General features: G+C 44.2%; 9 protein-coding genes. 5 read left to right on the top strand and 4 right to left on the bottom strand.

What is annotated here, in order from left to right; translation table 11 throughout:
* Positions 1–6: 6 nt before the first annotated feature.
* Positions 7–1,767, top strand: coding sequence for a PTS fructose transporter subunit IIBC (fruA, locus tag AB4329_RS14030; RefSeq protein ID WP_136982144.1), 1,761 nt, complete (start codon positions 7–9; stop codon positions 1,765–1,767).
* A 165-nt stretch (positions 1,768–1,932) separates the two neighbouring features.
* On the opposite strand, the gene AB4329_RS14025 is transcribed toward fruA, so the two are convergent.
* From AB4329_RS14025 to yghU, 3 genes are all read right to left on the bottom strand, one after another.
* Positions 1,933–2,256: a DOPA 4,5-dioxygenase family protein gene (locus AB4329_RS14025; RefSeq protein WP_017060873.1), complete on the bottom strand. Its 324-nt coding sequence runs from the start codon at positions 2,254–2,256 to the stop codon at positions 1,933–1,935.
* 204 nt (positions 2,257–2,460) lie between these two features.
* Positions 2,461–6,948, bottom strand: a complete 4,488-nt coding sequence (locus tag AB4329_RS14020; protein ID WP_372138578.1) for an SslE/AcfD family lipoprotein zinc metalloprotease — start codon at positions 6,946–6,948, stop codon at positions 2,461–2,463.
* Positions 6,949–7,224: 276 nt separating this feature from the next.
* Entirely contained in the window at positions 7,225–8,082 is an 858-nt protein-coding gene (gene yghU, locus AB4329_RS14015; protein WP_017064768.1) for a glutathione-dependent disulfide-bond oxidoreductase, read from the bottom strand.
* A 284-nt stretch (positions 8,083–8,366) separates the two neighbouring features.
* On the opposite strand from yghU, the gene AB4329_RS14010 reads away from it, so the two are divergent.
* Entirely contained in the window at positions 8,367–8,711 is a 345-nt protein-coding gene (locus AB4329_RS14010) for a YajD family HNH nuclease (protein ID WP_017060876.1), read from the top strand.
* Between the two features lie 180 nt (positions 8,712–8,891).
* Here the strand turns inward: AB4329_RS14010 and AB4329_RS14005 are convergent, their stop codons facing one another.
* A complete protein-coding gene (locus tag AB4329_RS14005) occupies positions 8,892–9,272 on the bottom strand; it encodes a hypothetical protein (RefSeq protein WP_017064770.1) in 381 nt (126 codons plus the stop codon).
* Between the two features lie 594 nt (positions 9,273–9,866).
* On the opposite strand from AB4329_RS14005, the gene AB4329_RS14000 reads away from it, so the two are divergent.
* The 3 genes from AB4329_RS14000 to AB4329_RS13990 all read left to right on the top strand — a co-directional run bounded on the left by AB4329_RS14000 (position 9,867) and on the right by AB4329_RS13990 (position 15,418).
* Complete coding sequence (locus AB4329_RS14000; RefSeq protein WP_017067032.1) at positions 9,867–11,105, top strand: OFA family MFS transporter; 1,239 nt, start codon at positions 9,867–9,869, stop codon at positions 11,103–11,105.
* Between the two features lie 57 nt (positions 11,106–11,162).
* Positions 11,163–12,827 (top strand): VRR-NUC domain-containing protein, encoded by a 1,665-nt coding sequence (locus AB4329_RS13995; protein ID WP_372138576.1) that lies wholly within the window; start codon positions 11,163–11,165, stop codon positions 12,825–12,827.
* Between the two features lie 236 nt (positions 12,828–13,063).
* On the top strand, positions 13,064–15,418 hold the full coding sequence (locus AB4329_RS13990) for a fatty acid cis/trans isomerase (protein ID WP_017064773.1): 2,355 nt from the start codon (positions 13,064–13,066) through the stop codon (positions 15,416–15,418).
* The last annotated feature ends 55 nt before the right edge of the window (positions 15,419–15,473 follow it).

The following is a 15,473-nucleotide window of genomic DNA, read 5'->3' as shown; positions in this document are numbered from 1 at the left end:
TTTATTATGAATATTACCATTATCACAGCTTGCCCTAGTGGCGTAGCAAACAGCATCATCGCAGCAGGCTTGTTAGAGCAAGCGACAAAAGCACTGGGTTGGAACGCCGTTATTGAATGTCAATCAAGCGTGTTACCTGACTCAACTGTATCGCAAGACGCTATCGACAGCAGCGACGTTGTGGTTATCGCAGCCAACACCAACGTTGATAAAGCGCGCTTTGTCGGCAAGAAAGTGTACCAAGCGGCTATCTCGGAATGCACTGCGGATGCAAAAGCATTTCTAGAGAAAGCGGTAGTAGAAGCAACAGTACTAGACGCTTCTCAAGCTGAAAGCACTGTTGAAGTGACCGGTACCTCTCCAAACTCTTCTACAACAGCAAGCACAGGCAGCAAGAAGATCGTAGCGATTACCGCTTGCCCAACTGGTGTTGCACACACCTTTATGGCAGCTGAAGCGCTTGAAGCAGAAGGCAAACGCCTAGGTCACCAAATCAAAGTGGAAACTCGCGGCTCTGTAGGTGCGAAAAACCAACTGACAGACCAAGAGATCGCAGACGCTGATCTTGTTATCATCGCTGCCGACATCGACGTTCCTCTTGATCGTTTTAACGGCAAAGCGCTGTACAAAACTACAACAAGCCCTGCTTTGAAGAAAACAAAGCAAGAGATGGAAAAAGCGTTCGCAGAAGCTAAACCATACCAACACACAGCTTCTTCAAATTCAGCACCTGCTGACGAGAAGAAAGGCGTGTACAAGCACCTAATGACAGGTGTTTCTCACATGCTTCCAGTGGTAGTTGCGGGTGGTTTGATTATCGCACTCTCTTTCGTATTCGGTATCGAAGCGTTTAAAGAAGAAGGCACACTAGCAGCAGCATTGATGACTATCGGTGGTGGTTCTGCATTCGCACTGATGATTCCTGTTCTTGCTGGTTTCATTGCATTCTCGATTGCTGACCGTCCGGGTCTGGCTCCAGGTCTAATCGGCGGTATGTTGGCTAGCTCAACGGGCGCAGGTTTCCTAGGTGGTATCGCAGCAGGTTTCATTGCCGGTTACGCAGCGAAATTCATTGCCGACAAGGTTCAACTTCCACAATCCATGGAAGCCCTTAAACCAATCCTGATCATTCCGTTTATCGCGAGTTTGTTCACTGGTCTTGTGATGGTTTACATCGTGGGTGGCCCTGTTTCTGGCGTGATGAGCGCAATGACGACTTTCCTAAACAACATGGGAACGTCTAACGCGATTCTTCTGGGTGTGATTCTAGGCGCAATGATGTGTTTCGACCTTGGTGGCCCTGTAAACAAAGCAGCTTACACGTTCGGTGTTGGTCTACTGGCTTCGCAAACTTACGCACCAATGGCAGCAATCATGGCAGCAGGTATGGTTCCAGCTCTAGGTATGGGCCTTGCGACTTTCCTAGTGAAAGACAAGTTTGAAGCAGGCGAGCGTGAAGCAGGTAAAGCATCATTCGTTCTTGGCCTATGTTTCATCTCTGAAGGTGCAATCCCATTCGCAGCGAAAGATCCAATGCGTGTTATCCCAGCTTGTATGGCAGGTGGCGCACTAACTGGCGCTCTATCAATGATGTTTGGTGCTCAGCTAATGGCTCCACACGGCGGTCTATTCGTACTACTGATTCCTGGTGCTATCTCTCCAGTTCTAATGTACCTAGTGGCGATTGCAGCAGGTACAGCGGTAACAGGCTTTGGTTACGCGGCTCTTAAAAAGATGAGTGACTCTAAGGTAACGGCAGAGGCTTAATCCCCCTACTCTGGTTAACGGTTCAGCCCGATAACCAGAGGCTCTTGATAACCGGTTTCTTGGTAAAACGGCTCCTTAAAACAAAGGCTCCTCATTTGAGGAGCCTTTTTATTGTTCATGTATTTTCCGGTCGGAATGAGTTAAGTGCAATATTGGTATATTTGATTAGCTAGTAAGCGTTTCTTCAAAGACACCCAATTCACGACCAAGCCAGATCGCTCGTACTGTGTGATCCAAAGTTTCTTCACCGCCAGTTACAGGGTGAATAAGCACCGACATATCACCGCGTTCTTGCTCAAGCCATTCAACAATGCCCGACTCTTTGTTCGCAAAGTGAATCTCAAACATTGGCATCTTATGTGGACCAACCAAACGCTGTATTAATGGGAAAACCTCTAATACATCTTTACGTTCCGCTAAAATTTTCTGACGCAGTGTTTCTGCTTGCTCTGCAAATCGCAGAGGGAAATAGATATGACCGTGGTACATGGCACCATCCTTTAGAATTATGATGCGAACAGTTTAACCTGCTTTCTCTAGCAAGGACAGTCAACCAATGGCAGCCGAAGTATTAAACATCATGTAGAAGACTGATCTAGCTGAAATTTCTAGAGCATTCCAACAAAAACGCCACACGTAGTTTCAGTGTGGCGTTTGTTTTTAAGCTATAAAATGCTTTAGCAATAATTAGCGTTAGTAAATTGAATCAACATTCAAAGGACTGTTGTTTGGTTTCTCTAGTTTTAATTGTTCAACCGCACTAAGACCTTTAGAGCTAATTCCGCCACTATAAGACTTCGTGCCATCAGTATTAGTCATGGACGTTTCGCCCACGTTCCAAACTTCAAAGAAGTCACTTAAGTCATAGTTTGAAACATAAGAAGCGCACACCATCATTAGGTCTCCACCAGAAAGCCCAGTCTCGCTAGCACTACAATAGTTTGTATTCGAGTCGCCTTCTCTATCACCTCGAGCTTTACGGTGCATAAATTTGAACATGTTCCAGCCTTCATCTTCACCATACACATCAGATTGGCTTGCGCCGCGTGTATACCAATCATCAATTGCAAAGTTCGATTTTGCCCAGATTTTTAGCTGACCAAACATAACTAATCGTAAACCTGCATCACCATGTGACCACGCATGTTCATTATTAAGCTCTAACCATTTAGGTGCTTTCTTAATATCCGATTTAATACGATCCATTTCAGGGTTTGCATTGCGCCCCTCTAACTCCTGCATATACAACGCAAGAAGGTTATTGGTCACTTCTGTACTACCAGCCGCAAGGAAAGGAGCTGATGCTAAGTTGTGACCAACTTCATGCCACAACAACCAATCGTTCACAGGGTTGGTTGGAATGTATGTCCGATTTGCGTTAAAGCTTGAATTCATCACTGGGTAGCCAGAGTGAGCAGCGCCAATCGAAATCTGCACGTCATTCACAAAACGATGGCGGAACGCATTCAGTTCTGGATAAGTGAACCTACGGTGTAAACCAGTGCTTTGTTTCTCATCACGCCCGTAGAAGTCACTTGCCGCTTCAGCGAATCGATTCATATCTGTTGCGAATTGGTTCAAATCAGCGGATTCTAGATTCCTGATTGGTGTAGTGTAAATAAATGAACCCGTATCGATTTCTGCAATTGGTGCGTCTGCCGATTGAATAGTGTTAATCCACTGTCCCTCTTTCCACCAAGCCGCTTTTAACGCGCCATCAATGCTAAACGAGACTTCACCAAGCTCTTTTACTTTCGGTTGAATGTAAATAAGGCCACCATATGGAACCTTGAAAGTTAAGCTCGAACCATTGTAGTCAAAGCTGGTTTGCATACGTGGAGGGCGTTTCAAACTCGTTTCGTGATTCGGCTTACCTGTAAGATCATCCGCGATCATCACAGTAATCGTAGCTGCCACGCCATCTTGAATGGTTACTTCTTGTAATTGAGGTGCCCACAGACCTGTCGATTGATTGTTTCCTGCCGAATACGTCACCGCTTTACCGTTGGTCTGAACCATTACCGTACTTGACGAAGATGCCCCCGAAGTTCGACCCGGATACATTGTGGTATCAACAACGATTTCATGATCCCAGAATGAGCGCCCCAACATAATACGAGTCAGAGGTTTCTCCATGTAATTTAATGGATAGCTAGGATTCAACTGCCCAGATAACTCACCTTCGCCATGAATCATTCCATTAGCGACTAACGACGCTTTTAGGTCAACAGGACACTGTGCATCCATTGTGTCTGTTTGATGTAAGTCTTCTGTATAACAGTTAAGGAACCGAACAGCCTGCTTGAACCCCAACTCATCTTGTATTTCTGTTTCAAAATGGTATGCGTTGTCATTCCACATCCAAACAGACAGGTTATCAAACGCTTGATTCAATTCGCTGTTAGACAGACGCTTACCTTGAGTACCTTTTGTTCTATAGTAAATTTCATGCTCATAAAGCGCCGTAAAGTTAGTGCCCAAGTTCGCCGCTTTAACCATGCTACCAACAACAGCTTCACTTACTTCATAGCGATCAAAGTCTGCGCGATAATAAGCACCGCGAACAGTAACACCGTCTCCAGAACGAGTCTCAATACAGTTAAATTCATATTCATAATCGTTTGTACAAAGATCAGTTCCAACAAATGCAGATTGCAGTTCTTTGATCGCCGCTTCACGCTCTTCTGCAGATTCAACAAAGATACGTGCGGATTTTTTCTCCATTACTGTTACACCAGACGCATCAAGCACTGGCTTCCCTTCAGCGTCTAACTTAGTAACCTCATAAGTCGGGATCTCAAACTTAATCTTGGACTCATCTTTGATCCACTCAACCGTACCATCTTGATTTACCGTGAATGGAGGCTCTCCTTGGTTATCTTGAAAACGCTCAAGAACCACCATTTCCTTTTGACTCTTCACGTGAAGATTAGGATAAGGTGCTTGGCAGTAATAAGAGCTACCGCAGAAAGCTTGGTTTGTCGGGGTAACGTTTTCACCACCAAGAGATACACCTACGGCATCTGCCAAGCGTCCAACAGGTTCAGGATTAGTCGTTTGAATCGCATCCATAAACAAGATATTGCCACCGTCATTAACATAGTTAATAAGAGCCGTAATATCGTCTTGGTTTAAGTTCGGGTTATCCAAGTCAGCAACAAACTGGTTAGTCATGCCATCTTGAACCAACTTAGGTGGGTATGCCTGAAGGATCAAAATCGGCGTATTACTCGCATCCAAATCATCAAAGTCACCTGAACCACGCTTTTCTACTGACGCAAAACCATACTGAGGACTAACAAAAAACGTGTACTGCTTACCCATTGTGGAGTGGTGATAAGCCGAATAGGCTTGGTCAATATTGGTCACTGCATTCATCCCAGCAATAGGCAAACCATTATTGAACCACTCAAACAAGTTCGAGAAAAACAACCTCATGCTGCCTTGGTCATCATGTAGTAGGTTTTCAAACGTCGAAACAGTGCACTGTTGTTTGTTGCTGTCGATATGTAATGTGCGATTAGCCCAATAATTCTCTGGGCATGACAGAATACTTGGATATAAGCCATTGCCCATGAACACGACCTTACCTTTGCCTATCTCGCCTGCAGTAACGAATGGGAAACCATAAGTCGCGTTGTCTTCAGAGACTAAAGGAATCGGAGGCATCGAGATGCTTGGGTGTTGTGCGATGTAAGGCTTACCTTCACGAGTCCAAGCCTGTTGCTCACCAAAGTAAAGCTCACGGTTTTTATCAGTTCTTGGCATCACCACAGGGAATGCTCTGTTCGATATGTTCAGAGCTCGCATACCACGGGTATACCCCGTCGCACCGTAAAAGCTACCATTGTCATTGAAGACATGGAATTTGGTGACGTTGTGGAAGATTTGCTGCAGAGACTCTGTTACATACTGACCAGAATTCATAGATAAAACGGCAGGTTGACGAACATAATCCATAAACTGAGGCGTTTGGCGCAGCTGCTCATCAATGACTGCCGTTAACCCTTGGCTAAACTGACCAACAAACTCATTAGGAAGTTCGAAGTCTGTACCCTCTATCAGCCCCCCATTTGGCAGAGTTAGGTTGATCAACTCATTTATAACGTTAGGGTAATTTGAAAAGGTATCTTGGACTTCTTCAGATATCTCATAATAACTTACATGATCAACCGCATAGCGCTCTAGTAATGACTGGATATTCGCTTTCTCAACCACATTATTGGTCACATCAGACAATTTATAAGCAACCTGATTACCCGTAATGGAGCCAAACTCAAACGTATCAATACCAAAAACGATTCTGTCGCCCCACAGGTACTCAAAGACTCCCTCTTCATCCGTCACGCCCGTCGCGTTAGCCGAAAAGAAACTGATCCCAGAAATCGGCGTACCATTAGCGTCTGTAAGCTTACTGCGAGTTAACACCTTACCTTCAACACTTGGCTTATAAGCATAGGTAGACTCCGCGTCTGCAGAAACAAAACCAGCGTTAAGGTTATTGTCCGCATTAGGGTCAACCGCAGGAACAACAGTTGTGTCTACGTGTGAACTAGGAGCCTTACCTACTTCATCTGTAGACTCCTCTTCTTTCGATGAAAAGTACGCATCGACAGCATCTTGATCATCAAGCTGCGAGAACACATCCTCAATATCAAAAGCATCCAGCTCATTTAGACAGATAGCACTTTCAGTCTCACAAACATCAATTGATTCGAGTACCTTGGTAACGTTGTCTCCATGTAATTTTGTCAACTCAAATGCCGCATGAAGCGCATCATTTGAAATCGTGCTTTCTGTGACTTCGGGGAAAGGAGCCGTGAAATCACCTAAAGTAAGGTGACCCAAGGTACAACTAAAACTCACGCCTTGTTTTACACTGAACGTTCCGTTTTCAAGATGAATGCCGTCACAGTACACATCTCCAGAAACAAACGCCCCGCTCGACAACAGTGAACCGATGTAAGTTGTTGGGGGAATAATATCTGTTGGTGGAATAATGTCAGTCGGCGGAAGAATATCCGTTGGTGGAACAATATCTGTCGGAGGAAGAATGTCCGTTGGTGGTACAATATCTGTTGGAGGAGCCGTATCAGGGCCACCACTATAGCTTAGTGAGTCGTGATTACACCCTAAAAGAGCCGTGGATATGATAGCCAACGCAATTAAGTTTTTTTTCATTGAGCGAAGTTAGTCGTAATTTAAAGTGGACCGTTATCTTATAGATTTACTCCACCTCGATGACTATTGTTTTTTGTCTTAACCACAAAGACCATTACTCATAAGCGATTGAATAAGAAAAACAAAATGATAATTGAGACTCTCATTCCAATTACAAAACCTCTCCCTACCTTAAAACGGAAAAACGCCATATCTCGATTGAGATATGGCGTTTGAATTAGCCATTAACATTAAGACCGATAGGGTATATCTGCCAAAAACACGTTCAAAAAAGAACTAAGGCTTAAGCTTTAAAACTCGGTCAATGTCTTCTGCAGAGTGGCGCTCTGGTACTTGCTCCCACTCTTCGCCAAATGAACGGTTAACCACTCGGCCGCGTTGGAAGCCTTCGCGCGCTTCTAGTTGCTTCGCCCAGCGCACAACGTTGGTGTATGACTCAACTTGTAGAAACTCGGCCGCATCGTAAATTTTGCCTAGCACAAGGTTGCCATACCAAGGCCAAATCGCGATATCAGCGATGCTTAACTCGTCACCCGCCACAAATGTGTTATTTGCGAGCTGTTTGTCTAACACATCTAGTTGACGCTTAGCTTCCATTGCGAAGCGGTTAATTGGGTACTCTTGCTTTTCATCCGCGTAAGCGTAGAAGTGGCCGAAACCACCGCCTAGGAATGGTGCCGAGCCTTGTGCCCAGAACAACCAGTTAATGGTTTGCGTTCTTGCTGCCCCTTCTTTTGGTAAGAAGTGACCAAATTTTTCTGCTAGATGCATCAAGATAGATGCCGATTCGAATACATTCACGTCTTCGTCACCAGACTTGTCGACAAGTGCTGGTATTTTGGAGTTTGGATTCACGCCAACAAAGCCAGAAGAGAACTGATCAGCCTCGCCGATGTTGATCAAGTACGCATCATATTCAGCTTCTTTAACACCCGCCGCTAACAACTCTTCAAGCAAGATAGTGACTTTTTGACCGTTAGGTGTGCCAAGAGAATACAATTGAAAAGCATGGTCACCAACAGGAAGCTCTTTATCAAAGCGAGCTCCAGATTCAGGACTATTGATGTTTGCCCACTTGTTACCACCAGCAGTATCGTTAACCCAAACTTTTGGCGGAGTGTATTGTTCTGACATGATATTTCCTTATTAATATAGGGTCTCACAAACTGATATTAGGTCACATGCCTGCGGTTAAAACCCCTGAATACAATTTATTTTCAAACTGTTAAGCATGGCTTATTCCAGAAAGACATAACCCGCTTAAGCGTTAGTGTGTAGAAGGTAAGTCTGTATTCAAACTTCAATCTAATATAGATAAGTCCACTGCATCATTTAGCAATGATTTTACGAACGACATACCGACAGCTTCAAGAAAGCTGTGATAAAATCGGGATATTACAATTGATAAGGATTTGGCAATGTCTTCTGATTTCACAGGTTCGAGTGCAGCGTATGCTCGCCAAGAGAAAGGCTACCGCGAAAAAGCACTAAAACTGTACCCTTGGGTTTGTGGTAAATGTGCGCGCGAATTTGTTTACTCAAACCTCCGAGAGCTTACCGTTCACCACGTGGATCACGACCATACAAACAACCCTGAAGATGGCAGCAACTGGGAGCTACTGTGCCTGTACTGTCACGATCATGAGCATTCAAAATACACTGACCATGAGCGTTATGGTGTGGATGCAAAAGCGAGTTTAGATGATCATCAGTCAGCGACACACAACCCGTTCGCCGATCTCGCTAAGATGATGAAGAAATAACACACCTTCAGAGTAGTCTTTGGTAGATGGTAACTGCTAGATAATAGATACATAACAAGTAACCCCAGTATGTCACCATACTGGGGTTTCTTTTATCTGCCGTCATAACCAAATAATAGAGTTCAGGTAGGCAGGATCAAAAAAGCCTTCCGAAGAAGGCTTTTTAAGAATCAAATCGAATTATGCTGCCGCTTGCTTGCGAGACTCTTCTACCTTCTTAGCGCGTTGTTTTAGCGTCAATTTATCGCGGTATGCAAACCAAACGTAAGACACAACCACTAAGAAGAACAGGTATGACAATGAGAAAATGAACGGCGATTGAATGATATCGTTCGAGATACCCCAAGAAACACCGATAACAGTCACTGCAATTTTCGCAAAAAAGCCACACATCAATAGCACTAATGCCAACTGTGGGAAACGCGTACTGCGGAATGCAAGCCAGTAGCAACTACCAACTGCTAGAGCCGCAACATAGAAGCCGAATAGGAAAGAGTGAATATGGTCAGCTGCCGCTACACCACCAGAAATTGACATCAATAAAATTAAAAACAGTTTCATAATACTCGCCTCACCATAAGTTGGAAACGCATCCTTTCAAATTTGGAATCTCAGTTTGCATACTATTTTCCCACTTTTTACGGACAACACAACCCCTCCAATCGAACAAAATGTAAGCAAAAGTACTAACAAAAATCACCCTTAACAATTGCTTAACATTCTGTTTTTAATAAAACTCCGTTACTCCTTGTCTCATATGAACAAAGCGCTGTTACGATTTATTTTGTTACACAAATTTAACCTTGGAAATTAATTAAAATTATTTGTAACTCTGTGATATCCGCACGCAATACGCGTCTATTCAAAAACCATCACCTCAAAATCCCTGAAATAATAAGAAGACAGAGCGAAAAAGAACAAAATAGAGAGGTGTTAAAAACATTTCAAAAACCAATGAAAAACAACTTATTAACAAATTGAATTTAATTTACCAAAAATGGAAAAAGAGATTCCAATCACTTTTTAATTGGTTATAATCCGCGCTCTTTTGCGCTATCTGTTGATAAACGCAAACTAATTTTGAAGAAACAATTACAATAACCCGTCTTTAGTTAAGTGGCTCTCCACTAACCGATGACAAAACTGAGAATAAAAATGAGCAAGATTGATAAAGCAACACGTATCCTGCTAGCAGGCTTCTGTATCAACCTTTGTCTTGGCATCCTGTATGCTTGGAGTGTATTTAACAAAGCGCTAGTAACTGAAGCTGGTTGGAGTGCTGCTGAAGCATCTTCACCTTACGCTATTGCAACTATCACATTCTCTGTTTGTCTTCTTGTTGCGGGCATCCTACAAGACCGTATGGGTCCACGTAAGATCCTTATCTTAGGTACAGCGCTTACAGGCCTAGGTATGATTGCTTCTGGTTTCGCTACAACGCCTATGATGCTGAACATCACGTTCGGTATTATAACAGGTGCAGGTATCGGCTTCGGTTACGCATGTCTGTCTCCATCAGCAATGAAGTGGTTCCACTCTTCTAAGAAAGGTATGGTTAACGGTCTTATCGCAGCAGGCTTCGGTCTTGCGGCTATTTACCTAGCACCAGTAACTTCTGCGCTAATCGACAGCATGGGTATCCAAACTAGCTTTATGATTCTTGGTGTTGGTGTACTTGCAATCGCAGTACCTCTAGCAGCAACAATCAACAACCCACCAGCGGATTACACGCCAGCTGAGCCTAAAGTAAAAGCAGGCCAAGCTCCTAAAGCGGTTAAGAAGACTGAAGACCTTACTTGGAAAGTAATGCTGAAGACTCCTCAGTTCTACTCTCTATGGATCATGTACGCATTCGCTGCATCTGTTGGTCTAATGATCATCGGTAACATCACTACAATTGCTAGCGTTCAAGCTAACCTGCCAAACGCAGTTTACCTAGCGTCTATCCTTGCAGTATTCAACTCAGGCGGCCGTGTTGCTGCGGGTATGCTTGCAGATAAAATCGGTGGCGTACGTACTCTACTTCTAGCGTTCATCCTTCAAGGCGCGAACATGGCTCTATTCGCTACGTTCAACTCTGAATTCACGCTAATCATTGGTACGGCTATCGCAGCGGTTGGTTACGGTACGCTTCTAGCAGTATTCCCAACACTAACTGCTGAGTTCTACGGCCTGAAAAACTACGGTACTAACTACGGCGTGCTTTACACGGCATGGGGTATCGGCGGCGCTATCGGTGCAGCAGTTGTTGGCTTCTCAATGTCAAACGGCGAAGGTTACGGCCTAGCTTACACAATCTCTGCAGTTATGATGGCAGTGTGTATTGTTCTAGCAATCATCACTAAACCAATCTCTGAAGCTAAAGTTGCTGAACTAAAAGCATCACAAGCTTAATCAACAGAAAAGATTGAATTTGTTACTGAAGAGCTTAACCTTAGGGTTAGGCTCTTTTTGTATCAAGCGACTTCTCCATTGACGACCGAAACCACTCTTCAGCTCTCCCCCACTTATTATCTCGACAACTTCAAACGACTGGTTGAACACGCTCAAACGCTCTACCCCGATCTTCTGAGTGATGATGAATGTCGTTGGTTGTCCGCATACAAACGTCTTTCTGTTTCAAGCCAATGCCTAATGGTTCGTTTGCTTTCTCGTAAAGGCCGTTGGTTTCGCAGCGATAAACTCAACTATGTTGAGATCCCAGATCTAAAGACCGTACTGCAAGAGCTAAACAGCTCAGGCTTCATTGGGTTGAGTCATCCCGAAGAACAGCATGACCTCGCCATTAGTGAGGTCGAGCTCGGGTTTCACTTGCTCACCAAACCAGAGCTGTTGAGTGTATTCCCCGCCCTTAAGAGCCATAGAAATGCCAAGAAAGACGAGCTGTTGTTACGGCTTGATCAGCAACCTTTTGATCAATTTCAAAACCTCTCTTTCGACTGTATTTACGTCATCGAATCTCAAGTGATTGATGTATTACTGTTGCTGTTCTTTGCCAACACCTATCAAGACTTAAGTCAGTTCGTGTTAAGCGACCTTGGGCTAAACACCTTTGAGAACTACCCATTAAGCAAGCAACACCGCTTCTTCACCTCTAGGGATCTGCTCAATCAATTAATCCAGATGCGCGATATTCAACGCTTGTATTCAGAAGGTGACCGCAAAGATGGCGAGTTTCTGGAACTGCTTTTAAATGCGATTCCTGAAGAATCAGAACACAGAAGTATTGCCAGAAAACGATCGCGTTTGATCAATGATATTGCTCGCGATCTTGAAAGGCTTAATCTAAACGACCAAGCTATCTTTTGGTTCAGACAATCTACACTTCCTCCGAGCAGAGAACGACTTGCACGCATCTATGATAAGCAAGGTACGCTAGACTTAATGTGTGACATTGTCACGCAAATGAAAGCTACTCCATCGGATGTGTCAGAGTTGGAAATCGCTATTAAGCTTGAAGACCGGCTGCTACGGAAACAGGGGCACAAAGTTTCACGAACCATAAAGCCGAGCTGCAAAGAGTTAAAACTGGAATTAGACCTCAGCCAAACTCGAGTCGAGCTTGCGGTAAAGCAGCATTTTGAGAACCAAGGTTGGGACGTCTATTTTTCAGAAAACAGTTTTCTGTGTGGCTTGTTTGGTTTGGCTTTCTGGGATGTCATTTTCGCAGACGTTGAAGGCGCCTTTATCAATCGCTACCAACATCGACCATTGGATCTGTACCATTCAGATTTCGTAGACAAGCGAGCCGAACAGATTGAAGCCGTGTTTCAGACGATATCCAAACATGGGCTGAACCATTTTCTTGATACTTACGATGAAAAGCAAGGTATCGCGAACCCCTTTGTTCATTGGAATTATTTTCCTAAGGCACTCATCGAACACGGCATGGCTTCAATTCCAAATGCCTTGGTTGTAGACCTCTTCAAAGTGATATTGAGTGACTTAAAGCTATTTAGAACTGGGATGCCGGATTTGATTGCGTTCAAGGGCGATGAGTTTCATTGGATTGAAGTCAAAGGCCCTGGCGATAAACTGCAAGACAACCAGTGGCGCTGGATCAAAGAGTTTGAGCGATTGTCTGCCCCCTTCTCTGTTTGTTACGTCAATCAATGAGTCTTAGCTCTTAACTCTTAACTCTTAACTCTTAACTCTTAACTCTTAACTGCTAGCTTTTAGCTCTTGGGACTTAAATCTAGCTAAGTCTAAACTCCAATTTCTGATCACAAGCGAGTAACGCGCATCGACAAGTCACTCGCCCCATCAAGATCTTGTCTACAAAATTGTTTGAACATGAGCATTTTCAATCATTTTCGATATAATTATAGAAAATGCCTAATATTTAAATACGTATGAATTTAAAAAAACTCTTCATTTTAGCTTTTGTTAGCGTCTTCTCAGGTTGTGCCGTCTACGCGGGTTTAAACTTCGACGAACTGTTTGGTGAACAACAAGTACGCGATCGCCAAGCACCTATTCTTTCAGCTCAAGCGCAGCACTTCATTGACGAAGTAAAGCCCATCATTGATAACCGATGCGTGGTTTGTCACGCTTGTTATGACGCCCCTTGCCAACTCAAAATGTCTTCAGTGGAAGGTATAGACCGAGGCGCGAGCAAGGCACTCGTTTATCAAGGCACCCGCTTAACGGCATCAGCCCCTACTCGCTTGTTTGAAGATGCGTTAACCACGCAAGAGTGGCGCGATGCGGATTTTCATCCAGTCCTCAATGAGCGTATGCAGAACTCAACGGCTAACCTCGATGCTGGTCTTGTTTCTCGTATGTTGATCCAGAAAGAGAATCACCCTCTGCCCGATCAAACCCAGCTTGAAGGTTTCGACTTTTCAATCGACCGCGACCAACAGTGCCCAACCATTGAAGAATACGCTCAATACGAGAGAGATTACCCAACTTGGGGAATGCCTTATGGGATGCCAAACTTAGACAAAACCGAATACGCGACTTTAATGAGTTGGTTGGAAAATGGCGCGTTAATGAACGACCACATTCCATTGACTGATGCAGAACAAGAGCTCGTTAATGTCTACGAAAGCTTTTTAAACAAGAGCGACAATAAGAGTCAACTTTCAGCACGTTATATCTACGAGCACCTGTTTTTATCTCATGTCTATTTTTCTGATTTAGCTCAACCAACGCGTTTCTTTACTGTTGTTCGCTCTGCAACACCACCAGGTGAAGCGGTACAACGCATCACGACTCGTCGCCCTTATGACGATCCAAAAGTAGACAGTGTTTACTACCGTCTGATTCCAGAACAAGGCACTATCGTCGACAAAACGCACATGCCTTTCGCACTTAATAAAGAGCGTCTACAAAAGTGGAATACCTGGTTTGTCGACGTAAATTACGAAGTAAAACAACTACCTAGTTACGACATCGATGTTTCAGCAAACCCAATGACATCATTTGAAGCGCTGCCAGTAAACTCGCGCTTCAACTTCATGTTAGATAACGCGCAAAACACCATCATGGCCTACATCAAAGGACCTGTGTGTCGTGGTCAACTTGCCTTGAACGTAATTAACGACCGTTTTTGGGTTTTCTTCATCGACCCAGAGAAAGCCGATGTTCCGGAAATCAACGCCTTCTACGCAAGTCAAAAGAAAAATTTAAAGCTACCTAGCGAACTAAAAAGTAACACCGTACCTGTGACCAACTGGGTAAGATACGCAAAGCAACAAGCGCAATACCTAAACGCGAAATCAGACTTCACTAACCAATGGTTCGAGAGTGGCGTCCACCTAGACACTGGCATCATTTGGGATGGCGATGGCATCAACCCGAATGCTGCTCTCACCGTCTTTAGGCACTTCGATAGCGCCTCTGTTGTACAAGGGTTAGTTGGCACGCAACCTAAGACTGCGTGGATTCTTGATTATGCTCTTCTAGAGCGTATTCATTATCTTCTCGTTGCAGGCTTCGATGTTTACGGCAACTTTGGCCACCAGCTGATTACACGCATGTTCATGGACTTCTTGCGTCTTGAAGGTGAGAGTAACTTCTTAAGCCTTCTTCCTAAAGACGTTCGTCACATTGAACACTCTAGTTGGTACCAAAACCAAAGCGCACAACTGAGTGACTATTTGCAGCGAAACATTGCACCTTTTGATCAGCCGACCAGCGTGGTTTACAAAACGGCGGATCCGAAACATGAACTGCTTGATATGATCAAAGATAAGCTCGCACCTGTTCTCGATAATCGCTTTGAGATTGTTGAAACAGGTTTTGGTAGGAAGAATGAAGCACTGCTTAACCAAGTGAATTTGATAAAGGGCGAAGGCCTGCGTCATGTGCCTCAATTAGTGATGATCATGATTGAAGGCGAAAACGGCGAAGAGCAACTGTTCACCATGATTCACAATAACGCGCACAGCAACATTTCTAGCTTGTTTAATGAAGAAGGTAACCGTGATTACGCCAATGATGACCTTACCCTCGTACGAGGCGTTGTCGGTAGCTACCCTGCGGCTTACCTATCATTAACCGAGAGCGAGATTCCTACTCTGGTTAAAACGCTGCAAAACTTAAGCACAGAAGAAGACTACGTGGCGCTGCTGGATAAGTTTGCGGTACGACGCAGTTCTAGCGAGTTCTGGCCATTCAGTGATCGCGTGCATCGTTGGTATCAACAAGACCAACCGATCGAGTTCGGATTGTTGGATTACAACCGCTTCGAGAACCGTTAGTTTTCACTCATAAAGCATAAAAGCAAAAATCCTCTGTCTTGGCAGAGGATTTTTT

This window comes from Vibrio sp. 10N.261.54.A5 (assembly GCF_041471145.1).
GTDB classification, from domain to species: Bacteria; Pseudomonadota; Gammaproteobacteria; order Enterobacterales; family Vibrionaceae; genus Vibrio; species Vibrio crassostreae_C.
Note: the sequence above shows the minus strand (reverse complement) of the source record. Positions and strands in the feature narration are given on the sequence as shown.

Bases quoted from the DNA above. Each gene is read 5' to 3' on its own strand.
- AB4329_RS13990 (WP_017064773.1), top strand. From the start codon at position 13,064: ATGAATTTAAAAAAACTCTTCATTTTAGCTTTTGTTAGCGTCTTCTCA.
- fruA (WP_136982144.1), top strand. From the start codon at position 7: ATGAATATTACCATTATCACAGCTTGCCCTAGTGGCGTAGCAAACAGC.
- AB4329_RS14020 (WP_372138578.1), bottom strand. From the start codon at position 6,948: ATGAAAAAAAACTTAATTGCGTTGGCTATCATATCCACGGCTCTTTTA.
- AB4329_RS14010 (WP_017060876.1), top strand. From the start codon at position 8,367: ATGTCTTCTGATTTCACAGGTTCGAGTGCAGCGTATGCTCGCCAAGAG.
- yghU (WP_017064768.1), bottom strand. From the start codon at position 8,082: ATGTCAGAACAATACACTCCGCCAAAAGTTTGGGTTAACGATACTGCT.
- AB4329_RS14025 (WP_017060873.1), bottom strand. From the start codon at position 2,256: ATGTACCACGGTCATATCTATTTCCCTCTGCGATTTGCAGAGCAAGCA.
- AB4329_RS14000 (WP_017067032.1), top strand. From the start codon at position 9,867: ATGAGCAAGATTGATAAAGCAACACGTATCCTGCTAGCAGGCTTCTGT.
- AB4329_RS14005 (WP_017064770.1), bottom strand. From the start codon at position 9,272: ATGAAACTGTTTTTAATTTTATTGATGTCAATTTCTGGTGGTGTAGCG.